The sequence below is a fragment of the Fluctibacter corallii genome (assembly GCF_025751585.1).
Taxonomy (GTDB): Bacteria; Pseudomonadota; Gammaproteobacteria; order Enterobacterales; family Alteromonadaceae; genus Fluctibacter_A; species Fluctibacter_A corallii.
Genome location: NZ_JAOWKX010000005.1, coordinates 318,166 through 342,911, shown reverse-complemented (window position 1 = coordinate 342,911; position 24,746 = coordinate 318,166). Strand labels below are relative to the sequence as shown.

Below are 24,746 nucleotides of genomic sequence, written 5' to 3'. Positions count from 1 at the left end.
AATGTAATGGATTCCTCGGCAAACACCGAGCATACAAAAGCCGCCATCACAACAATGGTGGCTTTTGTAATGTTAACCGCGCAAACAGAAGTATTTTTGTGACCCTTACGTGGTGCCTTTTTAATGAAGCAATCCGGCAAATTATTATTGATCTTAAAAGGATAATGCTCTGTTTATACTAAAGAAAGGAATAGGTTGGCAACTGCCATTTAGACAATTGCCACAATTTCGTAGATAGGTGTTTTACGTTTTTTTCAGCAATACGTATTCGTTCGGTGCAGTCCGAACGTACTCTATACCAAAACTAGATTCCAATGCGAACAAGAGTCCTTTAATGTCACCAACTTTAAAGTGTCCAGCAACACGTTTTTCACCCAGATCTTTAGTAGACAATGAGAAAGATACATTTGCATATCGGCTTACTTCTGCCAATATTTCTGATAACGACTCTCCTTCAAATACCAACATGCCTTGTTGCCATGCCAGTTGGTTTTGAACGTACTCAAGCGCTACAGATTCTTGTGACATAATCTCGCCCTTTATCACTGCTTTCTCGCCAGACACGAGTAGTACACTATCCAATCGCATCATTTCTTGTGTTGGCGTAGTGATAGGCGCATTTGTTCCTCGATCTTTGACTAGTACTTTCCCCTCTGTCACCAAGAGCTCCACCATACCCGTGGAATCTAGCTCAACATTGAAAGCGGTTCCTACTGCCGTAACCGTATTGTTACCTGCAGTTACAATGAAAGGCCTATTTGGGTCGTGAGCGACATCAAAGTGTGCCTCTCCTTTAGTTAGTGCAATTTGGCGCGAACGTTGAGTATATAGAATATTGACGTGGCTATTCGTATTGAGATGAATGATTGATCCATCTTCCAACGTCACCGGTTTTTGTTCACCTATTGATGTGCTCGCTTCTACAGATTTAACAACAAAATCACTTTGACGTGTTGATGGTTGAGGAACCATTAAGAATGCAATAAAGGCGACTAGCACCAGTGATGCCGCCGTAGCCATATTAAAGCCAATAAAATTGAATCCATATCGTGATACGGGTGCGGTACTCCTTTCATCAGAAGCATCTAATGGAAACAAGCCACTTAGTTCATTTAACGCGCTCAAACTATCCCAAAGCTCAGCCATTTCAAAGAGCAACTCACGGTGTAAATCCGCCTGTTCACACCATTTTTTTAGGTCACTGAACTCTTCATCGCGCAGACCTCGGTCTATCTTGCTGATCCAAGAAGACGCTTGTTCTCTCGCGAGATGTTTTTTGTTAATTGGAATGATATTGTTCATGGGCTACTACTTACTGCGCCATATACTGGTTGCTAGCTTGTTGATGGCGCGCGAGTTTATCACGTTGTCGCTATCATTTTTATTTAAGTTTTGTAAATAGACAGCGCAAAGATGCAGGCCTTTTGCTACGTGTTTTTCAACAGTGCTCTCACTCAGGGATAATTGATTTGCAATTTCTCGCTGACTCAAACCATACACTTTTTTGAGTATAAAGACGCGCTTTACCTCACTAGATAACGTATCAGTCGCTTTACAAAAATGTAAAAAGCGCTCCTTGCTCTCAACTTGTTTTTCTATGTTATTTTGAATCAACTCTTTTGGCGACGTGATATCTTCACTAAACTCCTCACTTAAAGTTTCAGAGGCTCTAGATACATGGTTTAGCGCAAGGTTTCTTGCTGTCTTCAACATGTACGTTCTTTCATAGGTAATTTCTTGCTTTAGCTCCGCTTCATACGTTTTTACGAACGTTTCCTGAACAATATCTTCAATATCGTCACGTTTAACAATGCCGCTGATAGCCTTAATAATTTGCTTCCGATAGGACAGAAACGTTTTTGAAACGCTGGATTTATTATTCATGTATTTATCCCAGTTTTCCCTTACTTCACCTATTACACTACGTTTAATTAGCCATGAAAGAAAGCACAAACTTGAAATGATTTAATCTATATCACAAATATAAATTAGGGGGCGCTAGGCCCCCTCTAAACTAGAACTTGTAGACACCCTTAAGGTAGTAAAAACCGCCGTTAATACCAATTGGTGATGTTGTTGGGTACTCTGACCCTGCAACTTCGGTATCATACAACACATTGTTGTCTGGGCGTTCATCAAACAAATTCTTCGCGCCAGCAGCTATTTCTAAGTTCTCACTCACGTGATAACCCACTTCTAGATCAAATGTGTATTCGGATCCGACATTGTCAATATCTAGCCCCGAATCTAAGTGGTCTTCATAAATGCTCCCCGCATAATTCATGCGGCCAAGTACCCTCCAATCGCCATTCGTATGATTCGCCGTTAAGCTATAACGTACTGCTGGTAGGTTATCTTCTAGCATTCGAATTCGCGTATCAGATATATTCTGCACCTCTTCGCCGCTAACAATAAAAGTCTTAACATCAGACACTTCTGTTTGCGTCCAGTTGTAGGCGAATGAGAATTTCGTATCACCGCCGAACATATCCATTGAATAGTTTGCAACAATATCAACACCTTGCGTATCTGTTGTGAAGTCATTAGTAAAGAAACTAACCTCATCAAAACTTGACGCATCCGAAACGCCTTGTGCTAACAATGCATCAATATCTGTTTGCGATAGTTTGATGCCTGATGTGGTACTAATACGATCTTCAAGTTCAATGTTGAAATAATCAACTGTAACAAACAATCCGTTGTCAAATTCCGCCACTAAACCAATGCTGTAACTGGTTGACTCTTCAGGCTGGAGCTGAGTCGCACCTTTTTGTATTGCGATGGGATTAGTCGGAGGCAACGTAGCCCGGTCAACAAGTCGTCCACCGTCGGCAAACGCGGTCGTTACGTTGCGCACGGTAGCCTGACCAATAGTAGGTGCTTTAAAGCCCGTAGAGAATGCTCCACGTAGCGCAAGTGTATCCGTCATCTGCCAGCGTGCAGACAATTTACCTTTCGTGGTATTACCAAAGTCTGAGAAGTCTTCATAGCGAAGCGCTGCACCCACCATAAACGAGTCAGTTAGAAACATTTCTGAATCTAGGTATAGCGCCACAGAGTTACGGCTATTTTCGCCTTGGAATCGTGCAGCTAAACCTGGAAATCCATTAGAACCAATGCCAAATCCCTGAGATGCCAGAGGCCCGACTTCATATGACTTTGGATCACCGGCGATAGCTTCAAACGATTCATGACGATACTCAAAACCACCCGCTAAAAATAGAGGGTCAGACAAACCCACGTCAAATGGTTTGCTTAAGTCTATATTAAAGCTCTGCTCTGACTGCGTGTACTGCCCAGGATTGAACGAGGTCGGCGTATCGGGACCAAGCGACGGGTTAATTGTATTACGAATAGAATAGGCGACTTCGTTTTCACCCATATAAACGCTAACATCGTAACTAAGTTCACTGTCTAGCTGCCCACGCGTACCGAATGCCAATGATTTGTCAGTGACCTTGCCACCAAATCGAGGTGTAAAACCACCAGGGAATAACTCAGGAAACGCAAAACAATTCGCTGCAACATCGCTTCCCGTTCCTGCAATTTGGGCATAATCTGCATCATCAAGCACGTTGTCGTCTTCAATGAAGACTGTCGGACAACTAATACCTGTGCCGACACCATCAAGATCGCCAACGAGTAACGTTTTCTTACCATCAACTTCTGGACCTGCTGTAACGCCACCACGCGTATGTGGATGACGGTAATAGAAACCACCATCAACCTCACGCTCTGCATAATTACCAAACAAATACGCTTCGCTATTGTTCGAAAGTTCTAAGCCTAAATTCGCAAAGAGCTTAATATCGTCATTTATCTCTGGACTACCCCAGATTTGAGCAGGATCATTTACAAACGTATTTCCAGCGTCAATCAGTGCTTGGGCATCGTCTCGCTGTACACTTCGGCTAGTGGCGTCAGACTCACGATATTCAAAGCTCAAGTTAGCAAAACCGTCACTACTAAGAGGAAGGCCAACATTACCGGCTAGCTGATACATATCGCCGTCGCCCTCGTAATAAGAGCCCATGCGCGCCTCTACAACACCACCTTCGCTATCATCTTTAAGTTGAAAGTTGATTACGCCCGCGATGGCATCAGAGCCGTACTGCGCAGCAGCGCCATCTCGTAATACTTCAACCTGCTTGAGGGCAATGGCTGGAACCACCGATATGTCAGGCCCTTGAGCACCATCAGAAATCTGACCACCAAGGAAAGTAATGACTGCTGAGCGATGGCGACGTTTTCCGTTCACAAGCACTAACGTGTGATCAGATGCTAGTCCCCGTAAATTCGCTGGACGCACTAATGTAGATGCATCGTTGATCGGTTGATCGTTAACGTTAAATGACGGAACAGCATTTTGCATCATAGAAACCATATCCGTTGAGCCTTGGTTTCTAAATTCTTCCGATGAAATAATATCTATTGGAACAGCAGAGTCACCTACTGAACGGGGAGCGGCACGTGTGCCAACAATTGCAATTTTTTCAACATCTGCGTTGTCTGCTCCTTCAGCATTTGGAGCCTCTTGAGAAAATGCAATCGGAGATGCTGCCATCAAACCCACAGTAGTCGAGGCGGCAATCACATACCGAATATGCTTTGCTAGTTTTGTTATTGGAGTGTTCATTATTTTTTCCCAGTAAACTATTCTTTTTAACGCATGGCTATCTACCATGCTTTTGGTATTTATATTTACTTATCTTCAACACCAAATGCTCGTTTGGCAGTCCATATATAAACAATGATGTAGAAAAAAAACAAACAAAAATATCAAAAATGAAAAAATATTTTTTTTGATAGAGGATTTTGATTTATGAACTGTCTATTGACTTTGGAGCGCCTTTTTTGCCTTTGAAACTGGTGGTTTGACTGGGTCTGATCGACGAATAAATGCAAACTAGGCGCTTCGGCCGGTATGGGATAATAGCATTTGAAAGTTAGGATAGTGCCATTGTCTTTTATCAAGATAGTAAGCGTTTTACGAACCGCCTTTCATTTGTAAAGAAAGGTGTTTATTTCTCCCATAAAAAAGCCAACCTTACGGTTGGCTTTCTATATCTATCATTAATAATACGTTTAATTTATTTAGTAAATTGAATGCTATTCCAAACCTTAGCAAAAACTGAATCAATGGCCGTAGACGCAGCAATTCCTACTTTCTCTGCAAAATTTTTCTTTAATGCATATTTAACTAGAAATATTTGCTTATCTTGGTTCGCTTTGAGTAAGTAGTCATCAGAGGTTTTAATTTCATCAACTAAACCTAAGTCTAGCGCTTGCGAACCATACCAATACTCGCCAGTTGCCACTTTGTCTACATCTAAGCCATTGCGATTATCGCTAATAAACTGTTTAAACATTGTATGAACTTCTTCTAGCTCTTCACGAAATTTTTCTCGGCCCGCGTCATTATTTTCACCAAACATCGTCAATGTACGTTTAAATTGTCCAGCAGTATGTTGCTCAAATTCAATATCGTTTCGTTTAAGCAACTTATTAAAGTTTGGCAATTGCGCCAACACGCCGATGGAGCCGATAATCGCGAATTTAGAACTCAGTATTTTGTTCCCTACACATGCCATCATATATCCTCCACTGGCGGCCACTTTATCAACCGCAATTGTTAGAGGAATATCCGCGTCTCTGAATCGCTGCAACTGCGAAGCAGCCAATCCATAGCCATGCACCACGCCGCCTGGGCTCTCTAATCTAATAAGTACTTCATCCTCTTTCGCTGCAACATTGAGGATAGCTGTTACTTCTTGCCTGAGCCCCTCTACTTCTCGCGCATCCATGGAGCCTTTAAAGTCGATGACGAACAGATTTGGTTTAGTCGTGTCACTTTGTTTATTTTTTTCAGCCTTTTTACGTGCTTTGTGACGCTTTTTCAGTTCATCTTTATCAAAAATTTCACTCTCAATTTCGTGCTTAATATCATCAAGTTGATTTGACATCGACGTGATTTTTAATGCACCTTTACCTTCGGGCCCTTGTTTTGATGCAAGTGCCACTATGCCACCTATGGTTACTAGAATTGCAACAACGATGGTAACGGCCTTTGCTATAAACAGACCATATTCATATAAAAATTCCAAACTACCCTACTCCAGGTTATTTATGCTCTTGCTATTCTGCCAAAAAAAAAGCCAGGCAAGAACCTGACTTTTTAACAAACCGATCCAATCGCTTAGTTTTTAACCACTGACTCGTTGGTCACAACCACAGCTTGCGCACCGGAGCCAAAATAGTTAGCTACTTGGGTTTGCATTTCAGTTGTTGCGGCTGCACTTGCCGTAGGTCTAAGAAGTGAGCTGTGCTCGCCTGAAATAAATCTAACTGCACCCGTCACAGACTCGCCCTGTGTCGTTGACACAATCGGTGAAAGACCCATAAAGCGGATCAAAGGCTCAGTACCGGCGAAGCTCATGTAATTTTCTGTCGTATTGGGAATAACCTGATCAGGCATCGCCACAGAACCATCATCATTCGTTCCTCCACCCACTACTTCATGAACAAGCACTGGTGTAGTTGAAACAACAGATGCTGCAAAGTTATTTGGATCAGCCGCATCGGTAATGGTTTGTGCTGCAAATACAAAGCTTGCAAATGTTGCATTAATTTCAGCGAGTGATTCTTCTGGCACCATTTGGATGAACGCATCAAATGCATCAGGAATCGCGTCTTCAACTGGCGTTTGTGTTTGTGCAGCAAACTGAGCCAAGAAAGCTTGGAAGTCAGGCGATGCTTTAGCCAGCAATGATCCTTTAATTAATGAACCAAATGATGGGGACTCAACAAGGAATCCCGCAATACCGCCGCCCGGCACTGAAAATGTTGCATTCTTGAAGGTATACATGCCATCTAGTGGCGCCAAGTCTCCCCCCATAGATTTGTTAGACATAGCAACCGTACCAATACCTGAGATAGACCCTAAACTGTGGCCCAAAAATGATACATTGGCTTCATCCAGGTCTACGCTGCCCCCCGTTAAATCCAGAACTGCATTTAACCCTAATCGTAACCCCATACCATCTACAATGCTTTGACGCAGATTATCTCGAGTCGTGAGAAGTGAACCCAAGTTCATGTAATCTGTCGTGGCGCCACCAAATCCACTTGATGCATTGACCACCTCACCATCGATAGTGAATCCTCGGCTTCCATGTAATGGGTGATCGATAGCAACAGTTGCAAAACCTGCAACCGATAAAGCACCAGTAATCGCTAGCATATCTTCTTTCTTAGATGTTATACCGTGCTGTAAAATAACAACTGGCCACCCCGATGCGGGCTTTGTAATAGCAGAAACTGAAGAGCCTGGTAACGCTGCAAGTGTCGCAATGATTGTTTCATTTGGTACTGTAATTTGCACATCCAATGTTTGAGTGCCATCAGGGTTAGTACCTTGCATTGCCGGAATCGGGCTATAACGCGTCACGTGGCGTAAATCGTTAATTTGAAGATTCGTCAAATCCAAATCTTTCAATTGAATTGCTTGACCCGCTGTCGCAGCTTGACACATCTCATCGAGAGGCCCTTCAGAGATAACGCCATCTTGAATGAGCTGTGAAATCTGCTCTTCTCCAAGCGAGTTCATAATTAAGCCATTCGTACATGCCGCCTTCCAGCGTGTCGATAACGGTTCTGTTGTACTCAAATAATAGGGAAGCGAAATACTACCTGCTTTCAAATCAGCAGCACAAAACGCGCCAACCTGCCCGATTAAGCCAGCTGCAGTCGCGTTGAGTGGCGACGAGGGATTAGTCACAGCAGCAATAATACCAGCGCAGTTATCTAACCCTACCGCTTGTAGACTTTCATAGTCTGCACCCAATAAAGTTGGTGCTAGCACATCAAATGCATTGTCCATGGTCGCTTCATTTACTGATAATGCAGGTAAAAACTGCGCCGCAGTCTCTACAGGCATACCTTGCGCTACAGCCTGAGCAAATGTACCAACTTGTAACTTTTTGATGGTATCAAGAATGCGTTCACCAGACTGTGTCGTAAAGGTATTAATAAACGTAATATCATCCGCGTTTACACCACCTTGCTCTGTTACTACAGCCATGAAGGAGTTCGTCAACGATTGAAGCAATAATTGAGAATCAGTAGCAAGCGGTAACGTATTGATGTCAGCCTTAAGCAAATCAAATGTACTTGAGCCTAACACAGATTGTCCATCACTCGCTTTTAGGTTTTTGGTCACTACAACGTAGTATTGGCCTGAGTTTTTCAACGGCTTAAGCGGAATCACTGCAATGTCGTCGCCATTTGCTTTGGTAATGAAATCAACACCAAATGTCAATTCACTGTATATTTTACAGCCTGCTAATGGGGATACTGTCGCACAATCTGCATCATCTAAATTTCCACCAAATGCACCTTCGAAAATACGCACTGCGCCAGGAGCACCAGCCGAAGCCTCATCAAGTGTAATGCCAGTGGGGTGGGAAATCTCGATCGAAAACGGATGCTGCGTGGACCAACCATCGATTGCGCCTAATGCAACACTTGGGTTACCAAAATCAGGCGTGCCACCGTTTGCTTGTGCAGCAATCTCATCAGGTACTTCTAGCGTTCCATCGTCAGTTTGCTCAACTAGAGCAAAAAGAAGATCCGTCGGCGTTTGAAGCTTGCCGCCAGATGGGTCATACACGATACGTGATGCTGGACGTTCTTTAGGCGTATCCGCTCTTACCTCGTCAATCGAATCTCCGCCGCCACAACCAGCGAGTGAAAATGCAGCAGCTACGCTAGCACTGACTAGAAGTTTTTTCATTTCGTCTCCCCGAAACATATTTGTTTTTCTTGTTTCTACTTGCTTTTGCTACTCACCACACAATTATCACTTTACAATTGTGCAAACAAAATACAACAAGTATGACCAGTTATCAGTTTAGGCAATAGTATTGACTTTGTTACCGATTTGCAAAGGTTTGTTAACACATTGTAATGCATTTGCGTATTTAAAAAGTCAATTATTTTATTTCAGTACAATGGTAAACTACGCCTATCTATTCTAGGACAATGAAGAATTATGTTGGACTACAACGCTCCTGACGATCTCTTAAAAGATAAAACAATCCTTATTACAGGTGCTGGTGATGGCATCGGCAAGCAAGCTGCTTTAAGTTTCGCGGAAAAAGGCGCGACAATCATTTTATTAGGCAGAACCGTTAAAAAACTTGAAAAAGTCTATGACATTATTGTCGAAAACGGCTGGCCCGAACCGGCAATTGTACCGCTAGATATGAAGGGTGCTACGGTTAAACATTATCAAGACATGGCCACCACGATAGAATCTCAGTTTGGTAAGCTTGATGGTTTGCTGCAAAACGCCAGCGTCCTTGGACATTTAGAACCGGTCACTCAGATAACAGAAGACATTTTCGATGAAGTCATGAAAGTGAACGTGAAAAGCCAATTTTTTATGACGCAAGCGCTTTTACCCGTGCTTAAGAAAAGTGACAATGCATCCGTCATCTTTACGTCTTCGTCTGTTGGCTCTAAAGGTCGAGCTTACTGGGGAACGTACGCCATGTCTAAGTTCGCCACAGAAGGTATGATGGAGGTATTGGCCGATGAATATGCTAATTCTTCGTTACGTTTTAATTGCATTAATCCGGGTGGCACGCGTACCCAAATGCGTGCGAAAGCGTTTCCAGCAGAAAATCCTGAAACACTAAAAACCCCAGAAGACATTATGCCTCTTTATCTCTATTTAATGGGTAAAGACAGCGTTAAAGAGAATGGTCAAACCTTCGTTGCGCAGCCAAAATAGTGCATCGAGATTAGGTTTAAAGACGCGTAAATAGTAACAAGCAGATAGAAAACGCCCTCAGCCATTTTCATGGTTGAGGGCGTTAATTTATTAACGAACTATCGCTAACCCGCGATTTTAGCCCAAGTATCTCTTAGGCCAACCGTGCGATTAAAGACTGGACGCGTTTCGGTTGAGGTTCTGTCTTTACAGAAATACCCTGTTCTTTCAAACTGGATCGCCTTGCCCTCTTCGGCCTCAAGCAAACTTGGCTCAACAACACCGTGTTTTATCACTAACGATTCAGGGTTAATCGCTGCGGCAAAGTCGTCCTCTGCTGCTGGATTAGGCACGTTAAATAATCGATCGTACAAACGAATTTCGGCCTCAACCCCTTTGGTTGCTGATACCCAATGAATTACGCCTTTGACTTTACGTCCATCCGCAGGATCTTTGCCCAGTGTTTCACTGTCATAGGTACAGTAAATCGTTGTTACGTTTCCTGCTTCGTCCTTTTCAACACGTTCAGCTTTAATCACATACGCGTTACGCAATCTCACTTCTTTGCCAAGCACTAAACGTTTGAATTTCTTGTTTGCTTCTTCTTTGAAGTCTTCTGCTTCAATGAATACTTCTTTGGTAAACGGCAGTTCACGTGTCCCTTTGCTCTCATCATTAGGATGATTCGCTGCCGTAAGCATTTCTAATCCGTCTTCTGGGAAGTTTTCAATCACTACTTTGACCGGCTCAAGTACGGCCATTGCTCTAGAGGCATTTTCATTGAGATCATCACGAATACAGGCTTCTAGCATGCTCATTTCTATGATGTTATCCATTTTGGTCACACCAATGCGCTTACAGAATTCGCGCACAGACGCAGGGGTGTAACCACGACGGCGAATACCTGCAATAGTAGGCATACGAGGATCATCCCAACCGTCAACATGGTTCTCTTCAACCAATTGAATTAGCTTGCGTTTGCTAAGTACTGTGTATTCAAGGTTTAAACGTGAGAACTCATATTGTCTTGGCGTACAATCAATTGAAATATTGTCAATCACCCAATCATACAAACGGCGATTATCTTGGAATTCTAATGTACACAAAGAATGCGTTATCCCCTCAAGGGCATCAGAAATACAATGGGTGAAATCATACATCGGGTACACACACCACTTGTCACCCGTTTGGTGATGGTGTGCAAATTTAACTCGATAGATAACCGGATCCCGCATGCACATAAAAGGCGATGTCATATCAATTTTTGCACGTAATACGCACTCGCCTTCCTTATATTCACCCTGTGTCATTTTTTCAAAAATAGCGTTATTTTCTTCAGGTGATGTATTTCGATAAGGACTTTCTTTACCTGGTGACGTTAGCGTGCCACGCATTTCTCGCATTTCTTCTTGAGTTGAAAAATCGACGTAAGCTAAGCCTTTCTCAATCAACTCAACAGCGTAGCCATGCAGTTGATCAAAATAGTCTGACGAATAACGCTCTTTACCTTCCCAAGCAAAACCAAGCCAATGCACATCGTCTTTTATAGCATTAACGTAATCAATGTTTTCTTTTTCAGGGTTAGTATCATCAAATCGAAGATTACATTTTCCTTGATAATCTTGCGCAAGGCCAAAATTTAGGCAAATTGATTTAGCATGGCCAAGATGCAAGAAACCATTTGGCTCTGGCGGAAAACGTGTATAGATTTGCGAATGTAAACCGCTATCTAAATCTTTATCAATGATCTGACGAATAAAATTGGTCGGACGAATGTCTGTCTCGGCCATTTATAACACCCCGTTTGTCGTTATTAATGTTTTGAATAATCCCGCATTATACCCAATTGAGAACGATGCAAAATCTTTTTATCAAGCTTTACTGGAATTCGATAGGTTTCGTTGGCATTTTCATACTATCAGTGATGAGTCGTGGCACGATCCTTACATATGCATCTACATTTTCATTGCAAAAATCAGAAGATTTAGCTTCGCGCTTGCTGTATAACGTAGGTAATAACAATAAATCGTTCTAATCAGGTTAACATTTGTACTGTTAGTATCACCTCGTTTATGAAAGTAAAAGCCACATCATTCGACATTGCCCACAAGGCGGGTGTTTCGCAATCTACAGTGTCTCGAGCGCTTAGAGACAGTCCATTAGTCAATCAAGAAACCCGTGACAAAATTAAGCAAATAGCCCGCGAACTTAACTACAAAGTAGACAAAAACGCGAGCAACTTGCGCCAGCAACAAAGTAAGACGATTGCGCTATTATTGTTTGAAGATCCTACAACCGATGATTCACTCATTAATCCATTTTTTCTTACCATGTTAGGCAGCATTACACGTGCCTGTGCACAAGCGGATTATGATTTGCTGATCTCTTTCCAGAACCTGAGTGATGACTGGCATGCAGATTATGAAGACACCAACAAAGCCGACGGCATTATATTGCTAGGCTACGGAGACTATCAGGATTACCGCGATAAACTGAGCAAATTGGTTGCCCAAGGCACCCATTTTGTTCGTTGGGGAGCAGAAGACGAAGAGTTTCCCGGCGTGTCTATTGGTTGCGACAACTTCCAAGGGGGTTACGACGTCACCAAGCATTTGCTGGAACAAGGCTGTCAAACCTTAGCTTTCGTTGGCGGTGCCGACAATCACGCACCAGAATTTCAAGCACGATATCAAGGCTTTTGCAAAGCGCTAGGCGAACCAGGCACACACAATTCACAATCTTATCAGGTGGATGCTATTTCCAATGAGCCTTCAGGGTATCAAGCAATCAAGACACTTCTTTCAAAGCCAGTTGCTTTAGACGCAGTTGTATGTGCGAGTGACTTAATTGCCATTGGTGTCATCCAAGCATTAGACGAGGCTAACATTCGGGTCCCAGAAGACATAGCGGTGGTGGGTTATGACAACATTCCAGTATCTAGCTTTACATCACCTAAACTAACAACTGTAAAACAAGACACCAATCTGGCGGGTAAAACACTAGTAGACAACCTTTTAAATCTGATTAACGGTGAAAATGTAGAGACTCGAACCTTGCCTGTCGAGCTAATTATTCGTCAATCTTGCCAGAGATAAACGACTTTTTAAGTAGAAACGTCAAGCGGGGCATAATGCCCCCGCTTAACATGCTGAATAAAGTAGCGACTACATAACGGTATTTATTGCTTAAAATTTACCTCAATTTTCATTTCAGATTCTAGTGATACCTTCATACGAAACTGTTGTTCACCCGCGTTATGGCAATAAGCCATTTTGATGTCATATTCTAATTCATCGCACTGTTCTTGAATCAATTCGCCATTGGCTTTTACCCCTTTGGGCGGCTGCGCAATGCCATGTAACACGAGTGTATACTGTCTCTGGCTTGGTGCGCCTTGGAACTCACCTGACTGGCTTAACAGCAGATCTATACCCTTTGTTGTCTCTTCTGCCTTGTAGGTGAGCACCTGGTATTGACCCGTTGCGATTGATTGAACATCGTTCCCACCATCTTCATATTGGCGATAAATGCGAGAATGTTGACCCTGTGCCAAATAATAGTGGAGTACTAATTGGTCACCCTTGTATTCATCTGTAGATTGGATAACAGGCGACATAGGAATAAACTCCCCCCCTTTAATATAGACAGGTAAGGTGTCTAGGTCAGGGGTGACACGCAAGGTTTGATTGCCAGCGATTGGAATGCTTTTCCCCCTTTGATACCACTGCCCTTTAGGCAATGTCACCTCAATTGTTTTAGCCTGTTCGTCTACTATTGGCCTAACTAAAAACGCATCTCCCCACATGTATTGTTGTGTCTCATCAAACCATGTAAGAGTGTTATCGGGGAAAGCTGCACTCATAGAACGCATCAGTGGCTTACCCGTTAAGCTATTTTCATAGGCCAACGAATAATTGTATGGCAACAATTGATAGCGCAAATTTATGTAGTCACGTGCTATGCGAATGGTTTCGCTGTCATGAAAAATCGGCTCAGGTGCAATATTTTCTTGCGCGTGCGGCCTAAATACGGGTTGAAACACACCATATTGCAACCAACGCAGATACAGCGCCTGATCGAACGCCTCTCCTCCAGCAAACCCTCCTAGATCGGAATGCGTGTACGCCAACCCAAAAGCACCCATTTGTAGCGCCAATTCAACTTGAGAAGACAACCCTTCCCAACTGCGGGCCACATCGCCAGTCCACGGTATAATGCCATAACGCTGCGTACCTAAAAATCCAGAACGCATCATAATAAACGGCCTAGACTCAGGTTGCAGTTTACGTGACGCTTCATACACATTCTTTGCCCATATATGCCCATAGACATTATGAATTTCATCAGCGCCAACTAGCTGCCCATTGAATTTATGAAAGGTATCCTCTGGATGAACTTCAGGCTCCCCGAGATCGCCCCACCAACCATGCACGCCCTGTTCCGCCAACCTTTGATAAGCTTGATTAAACCACTGCTTTCCGGAATCACTGAATACGTCAATTAACCCCGTTTCACCAAAGTAAAACTGGTAAGTTTTAGGTTTACCTGCGGCATTAAGTGCAAGCGCATTATTGTCGACCGCCTCTTGCCACTTCTGTGATGTAGTTAATACAAACGGTTCAGTAATCATGACCGTTTTAACGCCCTCTTTCGCCAAATCCTCAATCATCCTTTCTGGCGTGGGAAATGCGTTGCGATCCCACTCTAAATTGCCCATGTGGCCTTTAATATCTGGGCCAAACCAATATAAATCGAGCACGATAGCATCAAGAGGAATGTTCGCCTTTCTGAATCCTTCGACGACGCTACGAGTTTGTGCTTCTGTTCGGTATCCAAAACGCGAGGCAAAATTACCCAACGCCCAGCGCGGGGGCAGCGGCTGTTTACCAGTCACATCAGTCATGTTTTGGGTAATCTCTTGCATTGTTTCACCCGCTACAACGATATAGGCGGTTCGCCCTGCCACCGCACTAAACTGAAGTATATTCTCTTCGTGACTGCCAATATCCAATGTTCCTTTAGCGGAGTTATCAAATAAAATGCTGTAGCCATGCGTAGAGATGACACCCGGCAAACTGTAATACATTTGATTAGACTGTTTGCCATATCCGTAATGGGCACGGTTGTACAGTGGCATTCTGTGGCCTCGGCGGTTCATGCCTAAAACACGCTGGCCTCCTCCTAGTAACTTTTCTTCATCAGACAACGCGAAGCGAAACCCACGTAACGTATCAGAATAAAACAGCCCACTCTCTTCCTGCGTTAATAGCTTACCATTGGCATAATAAGCCATGTGAAACGGTGACTTAGTCACTTTCACTGAGAGATAACCAAGCTCAATGGAAAGTGCATTCTCACTCTCTGTCACTTTGAATATCGTTTCTATTTTTACTGACGGATTGGCAGTGATCACATCAGCCAACGCAAAAGAGGGAAGCTGACTGTTGTCTTCAGGCGCGTAATGAACCTCAACACTATTGTCCGTTAATGGGCGAATGGTCACTGGCCAATGTGAGGTTTCAATGTCAACACGATCTGCCTTTACCGCATGCGATAAATAGTGGTATTCGGTCGCTGATACTAGCTGAGGAGCAAACAACCACACAACGAAAAGTGTTAAGGCTGCCTTGTAATGAAATAAGTTCGCTAACTTCATGATTGGATTACCACGCGATGACAACGGATTCGTTAGGTGACAACGATAATTCGGCGCTCGCAGATTGGCCTGATATCGTAAATGCAACATCTTTATCTGTTAGTAAATCGATGCCAGCGTCACTTTCACCCAGTAAATGGGCTGGAAAACTAAGCGTAAATTTGCGCAAATTTTCACGATCGAAATTAGATACCACCAGTAAACTCCCTTCTGGTGCCGAGCGAATAAATGAAAACAGGTTATCCGTATAGCCTTTAGTGTTTGCCAGATTCATGGCCTGTAACGGCACAAATTCCCCCTGCATCGATGGGTGAAACGCTGAAATATTGAGCACGGTTTTATAAAAAGCACGCAATTCACGCTCATCATCACTCAGTTGTCCACCATCGAACTCTCCGTTGTTCATCCAGCGCTGATGGGCAGGTACGCCTGCATAATCAAATATGGTCGTTCGGCTAGGCTTACCAAACCCCATATCTTCACTGCCGTCTTCACCTACTTCTTGACCAAAGTACAACATGGTTGGCGAACGGCTAATAAGTGCAGACACTACCATCGCAGGTTTACCGGCTTGAGCATTCCCTGCAAACTCAGGACTGGCAATGCGTTGCTCGTCGTGATTTTCTAAAAAGTGCAACATGTGGGATTCGATATCTTGCAAGCGTGTTTGAATTTCTACCAGTTCAGCTGCACCTTGTTTTTGCTGCATCACCGCCTTTAACGTGTCATAAAACTCCACTTTGTCATACAAATAATCCATTTTCCCAAGCTGGATGTAGTCTCTGTATAAACTCGGGTTGTACACTTCTGCCAATATAAAGGCATCAGGGTTTTTAATTTTGATAGAAGAGTTTAAATAACTCCAAAATTCCACTGGCACCATTTCAGCCATATCATAACGAAAACCATCGACGCCTTTGTCTAACCAGTAGTGCACTATATGATGAAATTTGTGCCAAGAATCAGGCAAATCTTTGTCTTTCCAAAATGCAGCGTGTTCCGAATAGTCTTTAGTTCGATAGTCATCGGGTAAAGATGGAAAATCATAATTGCCATCGGGTTTAACACCGTAATTCACCTTAACGGTCTCGTACCAATCATCTCCCTTGGGTTTCGCGGTACGGGCACCATTTCCAGTCCACTTGGCGGGATACTCTTCAAATTTACCATCTAGCAATGGCGCTGTATCTCCACCTAGAGGGCGAAGCGCGTCGGGCAATGTCGGCACATCAAAGGCTTCATTTACAACATAATAAAAATTGTTATCTCGAGAATAAGTGACCGATGTATTATCTGATGCGCCAAAATCTTCCACTCCATCAGGGGCATATAATGACTGGTATCGTCTGGCAACATGATTTGGCACAATGTCGATTATTACTTTCATTCCAGCGTCGTGTGTACGCTTAATGAGAGCTTCAAATTCTTGCACCCTATTGGCAGGATTGGTAGCAAGGTCTGGATTCACTGAGTAATAATCTTTTACCGCGTAGGGCGAACCTGCCCGACCTTTAATCACATCGGGATCATCCAGCGTTATGCCATATTCTGTATAGTCTGCCACCAAAGCATGATGGGGCACGCCTGTATACCACACGTGGCTAACCCCGAGTTGACGAATTTCATCAAGCGCCTCAGGCGTAAAATCATTGAATTTACCCACGCCGTTCTGTGCTTTCGTCCCCCACGGCATGTTGGTGGTATTTGTGTTTCCAAATAAGCGCGTAAACACTTGATATACGACTGGTTTTTGTCTTTCTACACCAGTGTTTACTTGTTCAGTTATGCGCGTTGTACTGGGAGTACAACTTTGTAATATTGTCGCCACTACGACCCCGAGTGCAATGGGTTTCCAGTGTGTTAATTTTATATTCATTTTATAAACCTTTTTTGACGCCCCGATACGTTTTAGCGAGGATTGTCCATTCGACAATATTGTTGAATGTAAGCAGTGTGTTCACTCATGTCGGCAACTGTCGCGTTAATCAGTGTTTCCAAGCTTGAGAAAAGATCTGATGTTTGGCTGCCACTTAGCGCTTCGGCAAGAGGATGACATGCTTCGGGCATCAACCCTTGGCCTAGCATGACCTGATGCCACGCCACGTCAGTGAACAGTTCGTCTTGCTCTCTAAATACTTGTCCGGTGGCTTTAAATAACGCGATTTTATGGGCAAGCGAATCTGGGATTGGCATGTCTCGGCATCGCTTCCAAAACGGTTCGTTTCGATTATTCAAAACGTAATGCAGGATAATAAAATCACGAATTCGGGTAAATTCTACTTCAGACTGCCGATTAAACTCGCGCTCAGCAGCGTGATAATTGCTCTTGTTTGGTAACAGTTTCATAAAGCGCACCAGACCCGATTGCACCAAATGCAAACTGGTTGATTCTAGCGGTTCAAGAAATCCACTAGACAATCCGATTGCCAGACAGTTTTTATGCCATTGCTTTACACGTCGACCGGTTACGAATTTGATAGGTTTCGGCGTCCCGATTACGTTGGTATTCAGTTGACCAAGCAAAAGTTCTGTTGCAGAGTTGTCATCTAAATAATCAGAGCAATATACCAACCCATTGCCCGTTCGGTGCTGTAAAGGAATGCGCCATTGCCATCCAGCTTGGTGCGCAATAGATTGTGTATAAGGTGGAATGTCAGAGGTATTTTCAGTGGGAACGGCTAAGGCACGATCACAGGGTAACCAATGACGCCAATCTTCGTAGCCCGTTTTAAGTGCTTCTGAAATTAACACGCCTTTGAAGCCCGAGCAGTCAATGAAGAAATCGCCTTCAACGACTTGCCCACTTTTAAGTCGTAACGCGGTTATTTCACCATTTTCTTTGTTAAGAGAAACATGCTCGACTTCCCCCTCAATACGTTTCACACCCCATGCTGTGCTTAGCGTTTGCAAATATTGCGCGTACAAACCAGCATCAAAATGATACGCATGGACAATGCCGGGCAAGCGTGTATTGGGAATGCGCGGTAATGGCTGAAATTTACCCGCTTTTGCTGCTTGGTAATTTAACGAAAAATGCCAAAAATCATTTTTGTAACCGTTACTTCGGGCGTTTAACCAATTATGATGAAATGGCGCAAGCCCCATGTCTTTGCCAATTTGCCCGAAGGCATGCATATAAGATGACGTTGGGTCTTTCCATCCTACAAACTCAATACCGAGCTTGAATGTACCATTGGTTTTTTGAATGAAGGTATTTTCATCAATACCCAGTACCTTATTAAAATGAGTAATTGGCGGAATCGTCGCCTCCCCGACGCCAATAGTCCCGATATGTTCAGACTCGACTAACGTAATATCAAGCTGATTTCCCATCAGTCTGGCGAGTAAACTGGCGCTCATCCAGCCAGACGATCCCCCACCCAAAATCACGATACGCATAGCACCATTCCTCGTTTAGAAATGAAACCTTTGTGTCGTTGGCTAAACAATGCCTGTTGAACCATAGACACGCCAGAGACGGTTACACGCTTTACACAAAAGAAAGCCGCCAAGCGGCGGCTGACTGTTACCGTATTTCTGTATTAAAACTGATAGTTAATACCGAGTAAGAAATTGCGTCCATAGCGCTGTGCATCGCGAACATCAAGACCTGCTTCAAGCCCATGATTAGTCACAAACTCTTCGTCTGTCAGGTTCTGTCCCTGCAATGTCACCGTCAGACCTTCTAATGCAGCAATACCTGAATCATCAAAGTTATAGCTAATTTGTGCATCTACGATGTCACTGCCCTTCACATTCACTGGCACGCGTTTTAGCGACAGTCCTGATACTTCACCGAGGAAGTCAGAACGACTACGCCAGCTTACACGAGCTTCAAACCCTGCTCGCTCGTAATACAGGGTGGCGTTGTAGACTTCATCCGATAATCCCGGAACCGTGATGTCAAAAGACTGAACGTCTGTATTGCCTTGTGTATCGGTTGGCACTTCTAAATCAAACTCAATTGAGCTATCAAGGAAGGTAGCAGATACGATACCACCGAAGCCTTCCAGTGCATCAGACAACATCGCGCCGGTAAAAGAGAAAGACACCTCCCCTCCTTGAATGTCTCCATCTCCTAGATTTTGCCATTGTGTTATGACACCAATAGGTGCAGGTTGAAAACCTTCTGGCGGCGTTAATTGTGATGTATCTACCAAACTCGGTACTTCTAGTTGCCAGTCTTCTAACTTCTTGTAGAACAAAGCAACGGCGAAGTAACCCTCTTCGTGATAGTAATTTTCGTAGGTTAAATCTATTTGGTCGGCTTTAATCGGGCGCAACGCCGGATTCGCTTTAGAGCCAGACCATATGCCTACTTTTTCATCAAAGTTTAATTCGCCAGAACTGGCGTTCATTCTATCCATGCGTGAACGAGACATGGTTCTTGCCAAACCTAAGCGTACCACTTGGTTGTCTGCTATATCGGCAATTAAATTTACGCTCGGTAACACTTCGGTAAAGTCATCTCCCCCTTCCGCATTTTGTATGTCTAACGTGCGGTCAGCCAATCGACGCGTGTTGTAGCCAGTAGCACTTTGATCTGTTTTCACCACTTGTAGGCCAACATTTCCTCGCAATGGCATGGTGCCAATTTCTGTATCAATATTGGCTTTTACGAATGCCGTCGTGACTTCTTCTTTCACTTCCCATGTGTTTTTCCAACGATCAGGATCGGTAATTGAAGAATCGTACTCAAGGTAGTTACCATCTTGCCAGAATCGGAATGAATCAAACGCGACCATTTCGCCAAAGCCTAGGAAGTCTAGCGAAACATTAGGTAGTCTGTATTCTGACGGAATCGCGGTTTGCGCGCCGGGGATTACGTTGCCATCTGCGTCTAACGTGCCAGGGAGTGTTAAGAAAAAGCCGGCATCTTTCTTAGATTTCGTTCTATCACTATAGTAGAGTCCAAATTCTACACTAGACACCATGCCTGAATCCAAAACATGCTCTGCGGCAATTTTCAAGGTTGTTAGCTCGTCTTCGACGGTTGGCGTATTAATAAAACCATCTTGGTCGTTGTCGCTGTCAGGATCCAATAAGTTGCCCCAACCCCAAGATTGTGGGTTACCCAGCTGTATAACGCTGTCGTCACCGTAGTCGAGATCGGGTGTAAGGGTGACACTTTGATTATCGGAATTAAATACAAAATCAATAGACTCGGGTAAACGGTCATCTTTCCCACGGCCAGACCCAGCATAGGTTTCAAGTGACCAAGTGCGTCTTTCTACTTGTGAATATGCAGCGTCAAACTCCAATACCCACGCGTCATTCAGTTCATACTCAAAGTTAGCACCGATAGCGGTTAAATCTGCTTCTCGTACGGTAATGTCGTTTCGAATCACTGCACCAACAGGCGAGTCAATCCACCCGATAGTGCCTGTAGTAGCAAACCCATCTGTAATAGTGCCCACTGTTACCCCTGCATCTCCCCAAGCAGCGGGAATTTCAGGGCCGCGAAGTTGCTGTTCATCTTCAAAGTCGATGTACAATGCGTCAATATTGACTTTTAACCGTTCGTTGGGTGTCCATTCTACAACCCCCATAAACGTATCACGGGTAAGTTCTGATGAACGATTAAACGGCTTTAAACCACCAACGACAGCAACGCCATCATCATTTTCTGGCCACCCCCACGTATTGAATCGTTCTTCATTCACAGGTGATGACATATGTGCGTATGCAAAAGCAACACCTAAGGTATCGTCATTAAATTGGTCGATATACGAAAAGCTTCCGCGTACGCCTGTATCTTCCCCATCAGGGTTTAACTGACCAATATCGTTCTTTTCACCGCGTAAAGTAAAAGAAAGGTTTTGTTCACCAAAGGCAAGCGGCTTTACAGTACGCATGTCAATGGTGCCGCCGATGCCTTGTGTCATCAATGACGCTTCAGGCGTTTTATACACCACCACTTCATTCATGATTTCGGAGGGGTAAACATCAAACTCGACGCCGCGGTTGTCGCCCAGAGAAACTTGTTCACGACCATTAAACGTAGTGGCACTGAAGTTCTCGCCTAAACCACGAATAGAGATAGAACTAGCACGTCCATCTAAGCGTTGCGCCGCTAACCCTGGCAAACGAGCTAGTGATTCAGCAATACTTGAATCTGGTAATTTACCAATATCTTCTGCCGTGATCACTTCAACGACAGAGGTTTCGCTCATTTTGATCGCTTGGGATTTTTGTAAACTCGCGCGAATACCAGATACCTGAATCACCTCAACAGATTCATCAGTAGTATTTGCATCCTGAGCATAAGCAGTAGGTGCTAACCCTGCGGCAATGCCACCTGCCACCATGGCTGCTTTGATAAGGTTGGGCTTGAAGTTTTTCATGTGTGTGTCCCGTTCCGTTTAGTTGTTAGCGCACCTACTGCAACGTTTCCTAATAACAATGAGTACACTTCTCTTTATTCTGGGCGAAATACTACAAGGAATTGATTTGTTGCCTCAATACTCTGCATACGTATTCAGGAAAATACAGCAACAGTTGATTAACATAGTTGACATTTCAGTGTCAACGTAATCGAGGGTGTTACTTTTTCATATAACATTGTTTTTAATGATATTTTTATAACTACATGACAGCACCAATATCAACCTAAACAAGAAAGTAAATTTCGTAATTAACTTTCACATAACAAGATGTAATCGAGTTGTTACGGAGATTGTAGAATATTTTAGGGTCTTATTTTACCCTATGTTGAAGATATTTGATCAAATCTGGAAGTTCAAGTTGGCTTTGTCGCCTTTGGCGTTGCTATGTATTGAGATTTAGCCTGCAAGAGAAATAAGATAAACTGCATCTTTATTCTTTACTGTATATTTTCATGCACATAATAGAAATAGTTGGATACGTTTGTCTGGCGCTGTCATTTATTGGAATGCCAATAATGGGGATTTTTGCAATCGTACTAGGCATCATTCTGAAAATATACGACAAAGAAAATTATGACATTTTTTACATGTGGTATTTTCCTACATCGTTTGTATTACTGTTTGACTATGTAATCACAAAAGAAAACGTGCTTAAGTTACCCTCCAAGTATAGGTGGGTTCCCAGCATATTGAAATACTCAATTCCCACCGTATTTTTTTCCTTTATCATTGCTGCACCAATCACCTACATTATTTATTCATAATCAAGCGAATCATAAACAGAGCCATCCAAAATAAAAATTTATTCGAATCATCGCTCAGATATTTTCGGTTTTGTTGTTATCGAGCACTTCGATTTTATAGATACAAAATACTTTCTGATATTTTTCATGTAGCCAAGATTTATCAATTTCAGACACACTTTCCCATATACCAACAAATCTAACATGTTTACCATCGATCTTTTTAAGGGGTCTTATGTCAGCTTCGTAACAAAGGTTAGCCGCAATCCTGCCTACCGCAGGGAAAAGTGCTATAAAAGTGTCTCCAACATAACCATCATACGATGTATATAAACATCCACTCTGATTTCTTGAATTTTTAGAAATACAACTTTCATCAGAATTTATAATGAACCGCCCTTCGTAGCTATCAACGCCAATACCGTTATTCATATTCTCTTTTAAATTTATTCTTGAATTTAAAGAAAAATATAAAAAAGTAAACAGCACCATTGAAATACTCATAAGCACCAATGCAAACTTCGGAAATTCTTTAGGAGTAAAGATAAGCATCCAAATATACATAGACAGCCCAAAAGACATAAGCACAAGTTGCAACGCTCCAAAAGATCTCAATTCATAAAAAACATTCCATTCTGTCATAATCAGCGCAACCCTATAAAACGATAAAGTAATATACATTTAGTTAAATGACACATCTCGCCACCAAAACACCTTACGGCTAAGAAGACGCGAGCACTTCGATTTTATAGATGCAAAACTTATTGTGGTATTTTTCTTTTAGATCAGGAATATTTATTTTTTCAGCCTTGTCCCACTTACCTGTGAATTTTACTAACGTTCCATTTAGTGCCTGTAATTTGCGTTTCTCTGCCTCATAACAATAGTCTTCTACTGCCACTAGATTAGGCCGTGGAAATAATGCAATGAACTCATTATTGATATAACTAGAGTATGCCGTACTGCCGCAACGGCTTGCATTCTCCCAGCCTTTTCTAATACATACGGCTTCGTCACTAAATCGAAATACCCCTTCGTAGTAGATAACCCCTTCTCCACGTTCAACTTTATCTTTAGCCTCAATTCGAGACTGTATAGAGGTATAAAGTAAGATGAAAAATAAAGCAGCAAGCGAAGAGAAAAAAGCAATCATTATTGACGCTTTTTGAACCAATGCAATTATGATCCATAAACACATAAAGCAAAAGAAGGCAGCCAGCATTACTTGCCCACCAACGAAAGGTTTTATCTCATAAAAGGTTGTCAACATTTACTCCCGTGATACGACAAAGTTCAAGCTGAATCATCAATTTTTAGAAGATTGATAAAGTGGACGCAAACGTTCAAGCGCATCTATAAATTTTTTCTCCGTGACTATAGATGGACGCCTATCCTTCAAACTTTGCAAAATTTTCGCAGCAAATTCCGCATCACCTTTATCCATATAAGCGTGCGCCAATACCACTTCTAACTCTAGGTCAGTATTAAAATTATTCCTCATACCCAAAGCGCGATACGCTGTGGTAATTGCATTTTCACTGTCATTTTTGTGCTCTCCAAAAATGATTGCGATCAGGCGCAAAGAGTAGTAATCCTCTCTAATGTTGTTACTCTTCACAGCGTAGTTAAAGGCCAAATCATAACGCTCTATGAAGTAAAGAAAGTTAGCATACTGCATCAAAACATATGCGTCTTCTGGATAAGCTCTTACAACTTTGGCAAATTCAGATGCTGCCTGCTTTACATTCTCTTCATAAGCCTCACCAGCTGCAGCGGCCTGGAAATAAACATTTGCAATTCCTACCATCAGATCAGGCTTCGCGTCATCATCAAGTGCAAGTCCTTCATGGTACGTTTGCACTGCTTTTGAGCGCTGCTTATTTAAGTTATACAGGGCGCCTAGTTTTTGATAATAAACTCCCGTCGACTTGCAAGATTCACTCGTTCCACGCCAATACTCTACTGCAGCTTCATAAGAATAATTTTCTTTGTAAAGTTTGTCGTTTAACAGTTGCACGTCTGTAGAGCAGTTAGCAAACGCAGTTTCCGCTCCAGCGATTACCATTAGAAATGATATGCCAATTTGATAGGCTAGATTTTTCATAGAATAAAGTTCCTTTTCTACGCTTAAATTTATGTATATAGGTTAGAGGAGAAAAATTGACACTAGGTATATGCACGAGTGACAC

At 42.9% G+C, this 24,746-nt stretch carries 15 protein-coding genes; 2 read left to right on the top strand and 13 right to left on the bottom strand.

The window, feature by feature from the left end; translation table 11 throughout:
* Positions 1-243: 243 nt before the first annotated feature.
* From OE749_RS11650 to OE749_RS11630, 5 genes are all read right to left on the bottom strand, one after another.
* Complete coding sequence (locus OE749_RS11650; RefSeq protein WP_263712632.1) at positions 244-1,302, bottom strand: FecR family protein; 1,059 nt, start codon at positions 1,300-1,302, stop codon at positions 244-246.
* 6 nt (positions 1,303-1,308) lie between these two features.
* Positions 1,309-1,884, bottom strand: a complete 576-nt coding sequence (locus tag OE749_RS11645; RefSeq protein WP_263712631.1) for an RNA polymerase sigma factor — start codon at positions 1,882-1,884, stop codon at positions 1,309-1,311.
* Positions 1,885-2,014: 130 nt separating this feature from the next.
* Complete coding sequence (locus OE749_RS11640) at positions 2,015-4,636, bottom strand: TonB-dependent receptor plug domain-containing protein (RefSeq protein ID WP_263712630.1); 2,622 nt, start codon at positions 4,634-4,636, stop codon at positions 2,015-2,017.
* A gap of 454 nt (positions 4,637-5,090) precedes the next feature.
* Positions 5,091-6,104, bottom strand: coding sequence for a protease SohB (gene sohB / locus OE749_RS11635; RefSeq protein ID WP_263712629.1), 1,014 nt, complete (start codon positions 6,102-6,104; stop codon positions 5,091-5,093).
* Positions 6,105-6,196: 92 nt separating this feature from the next.
* Positions 6,197-8,791 carry a VolA/Pla-1 family phospholipase gene (locus OE749_RS11630; protein WP_263712628.1) on the bottom strand — a complete coding sequence of 865 codons (2,595 nt, stop codon included), beginning with the start codon at positions 8,789-8,791 and terminating at the stop codon, positions 6,197-6,199.
* 258 nt (positions 8,792-9,049) lie between these two features.
* On the opposite strand from OE749_RS11630, the gene OE749_RS11625 reads away from it, so the two are divergent.
* Positions 9,050-9,793 carry a YciK family oxidoreductase gene (locus OE749_RS11625; protein WP_263712627.1) on the top strand — a complete coding sequence of 248 codons (744 nt, stop codon included), beginning with the start codon at positions 9,050-9,052 and terminating at the stop codon, positions 9,791-9,793.
* Positions 9,794-9,897: 104 nt separating this feature from the next.
* Here OE749_RS11625 and glnS read toward each other — a convergent pair whose 3' ends face one another.
* Entirely contained in the window at positions 9,898-11,562 is a 1,665-nt protein-coding gene (glnS, locus tag OE749_RS11620; protein WP_263712626.1) for a glutamine--tRNA ligase, read from the bottom strand.
* Between the two features lie 282 nt (positions 11,563-11,844).
* Here glnS and OE749_RS11615 point away from each other — a divergent pair, with 282 nt between their 5' ends.
* Positions 11,845-12,867 (top strand): LacI family DNA-binding transcriptional regulator, encoded by a 1,023-nt coding sequence (locus tag OE749_RS11615; protein ID WP_263712625.1) that lies wholly within the window; start codon positions 11,845-11,847, stop codon positions 12,865-12,867.
* An 83-nt stretch (positions 12,868-12,950) separates the two neighbouring features.
* Here the strand turns inward: OE749_RS11615 and OE749_RS11610 are convergent, their stop codons facing one another.
* From OE749_RS11610 to OE749_RS11580, 7 genes are all read right to left on the bottom strand, one after another.
* A complete protein-coding gene (locus tag OE749_RS11610; protein WP_263712624.1) occupies positions 12,951-15,428 on the bottom strand; it encodes a glycoside hydrolase family 31 protein in 2,478 nt (825 codons plus the stop codon).
* A gap of 7 nt (positions 15,429-15,435) precedes the next feature.
* Entirely contained in the window at positions 15,436-17,304 is a 1,869-nt protein-coding gene (locus OE749_RS11605) for an alpha-amylase family protein (RefSeq protein ID WP_263712623.1), read from the bottom strand.
* Positions 17,305-17,336: 32 nt separating this feature from the next.
* The gene (locus OE749_RS11600; protein WP_263712622.1) at positions 17,337-18,827 is read right to left on the bottom strand and encodes a tryptophan halogenase family protein; all 1,491 of its coding nucleotides are present in this window, start codon (positions 18,825-18,827) and stop codon (positions 17,337-17,339) included.
* A gap of 143 nt (positions 18,828-18,970) precedes the next feature.
* A complete protein-coding gene (locus OE749_RS11595) occupies positions 18,971-21,772 on the bottom strand; it encodes a TonB-dependent receptor (RefSeq protein ID WP_263712621.1) in 2,802 nt (933 codons plus the stop codon).
* A gap of 860 nt (positions 21,773-22,632) precedes the next feature.
* The gene (locus OE749_RS11590; protein WP_263712620.1) at positions 22,633-23,199 is read right to left on the bottom strand and encodes a hypothetical protein; all 567 of its coding nucleotides are present in this window, start codon (positions 23,197-23,199) and stop codon (positions 22,633-22,635) included.
* Between the two features lie 79 nt (positions 23,200-23,278).
* Positions 23,279-23,827, bottom strand: a complete 549-nt coding sequence (locus OE749_RS11585) for a hypothetical protein (RefSeq protein WP_263712619.1) — start codon at positions 23,825-23,827, stop codon at positions 23,279-23,281.
* 36 nt (positions 23,828-23,863) lie between these two features.
* Positions 23,864-24,661, bottom strand: a complete 798-nt coding sequence (locus OE749_RS11580; RefSeq protein WP_263712618.1) for a tetratricopeptide repeat protein — start codon at positions 24,659-24,661, stop codon at positions 23,864-23,866.
* Positions 24,662-24,746: the final 85 nt, after the last annotated feature.

What these genes read in the sequence shown, in the direction of transcription:
- glnS (WP_263712626.1), bottom strand. Translation starts at nt 11,562, where the DNA reads ATGGCCGAGACAGACATTCGTCCGACCAATTTTATTCGTCAGATCATT.
- OE749_RS11590 (WP_263712620.1), bottom strand. Translation starts at nt 23,199, where the DNA reads ATGACAGAATGGAATGTTTTTTATGAATTGAGATCTTTTGGAGCGTTG.
- OE749_RS11605 (WP_263712623.1), bottom strand. Translation starts at nt 17,304, where the DNA reads ATGAATATAAAATTAACACACTGGAAACCCATTGCACTCGGGGTCGTA.
- OE749_RS11640 (WP_263712630.1), bottom strand. Translation starts at nt 4,636, where the DNA reads ATGAACACTCCAATAACAAAACTAGCAAAGCATATTCGGTATGTGATT.
- OE749_RS11580 (WP_263712618.1), bottom strand. Translation starts at nt 24,661, where the DNA reads ATGAAAAATCTAGCCTATCAAATTGGCATATCATTTCTAATGGTAATC.
- OE749_RS11615 (WP_263712625.1), top strand. Translation starts at nt 11,845, where the DNA reads ATGAAAGTAAAAGCCACATCATTCGACATTGCCCACAAGGCGGGTGTT.
- OE749_RS11595 (WP_263712621.1), bottom strand. Translation starts at nt 21,772, where the DNA reads ATGAAAAACTTCAAGCCCAACCTTATCAAAGCAGCCATGGTGGCAGGT.
- OE749_RS11630 (WP_263712628.1), bottom strand. Translation starts at nt 8,791, where the DNA reads ATGAAAAAACTTCTAGTCAGTGCTAGCGTAGCTGCTGCATTTTCACTC.
- OE749_RS11610 (WP_263712624.1), bottom strand. Translation starts at nt 15,428, where the DNA reads ATGAAGTTAGCGAACTTATTTCATTACAAGGCAGCCTTAACACTTTTC.
- OE749_RS11650 (WP_263712632.1), bottom strand. Translation starts at nt 1,302, where the DNA reads ATGAACAATATCATTCCAATTAACAAAAAACATCTCGCGAGAGAACAA.
- OE749_RS11645 (WP_263712631.1), bottom strand. Translation starts at nt 1,884, where the DNA reads ATGAATAATAAATCCAGCGTTTCAAAAACGTTTCTGTCCTATCGGAAG.
- OE749_RS11600 (WP_263712622.1), bottom strand. Translation starts at nt 18,827, where the DNA reads ATGCGTATCGTGATTTTGGGTGGGGGATCGTCTGGCTGGATGAGCGCC.
- OE749_RS11625 (WP_263712627.1), top strand. Translation starts at nt 9,050, where the DNA reads ATGTTGGACTACAACGCTCCTGACGATCTCTTAAAAGATAAAACAATC.
- OE749_RS11585 (WP_263712619.1), bottom strand. Translation starts at nt 23,827, where the DNA reads ATGTTGACAACCTTTTATGAGATAAAACCTTTCGTTGGTGGGCAAGTA.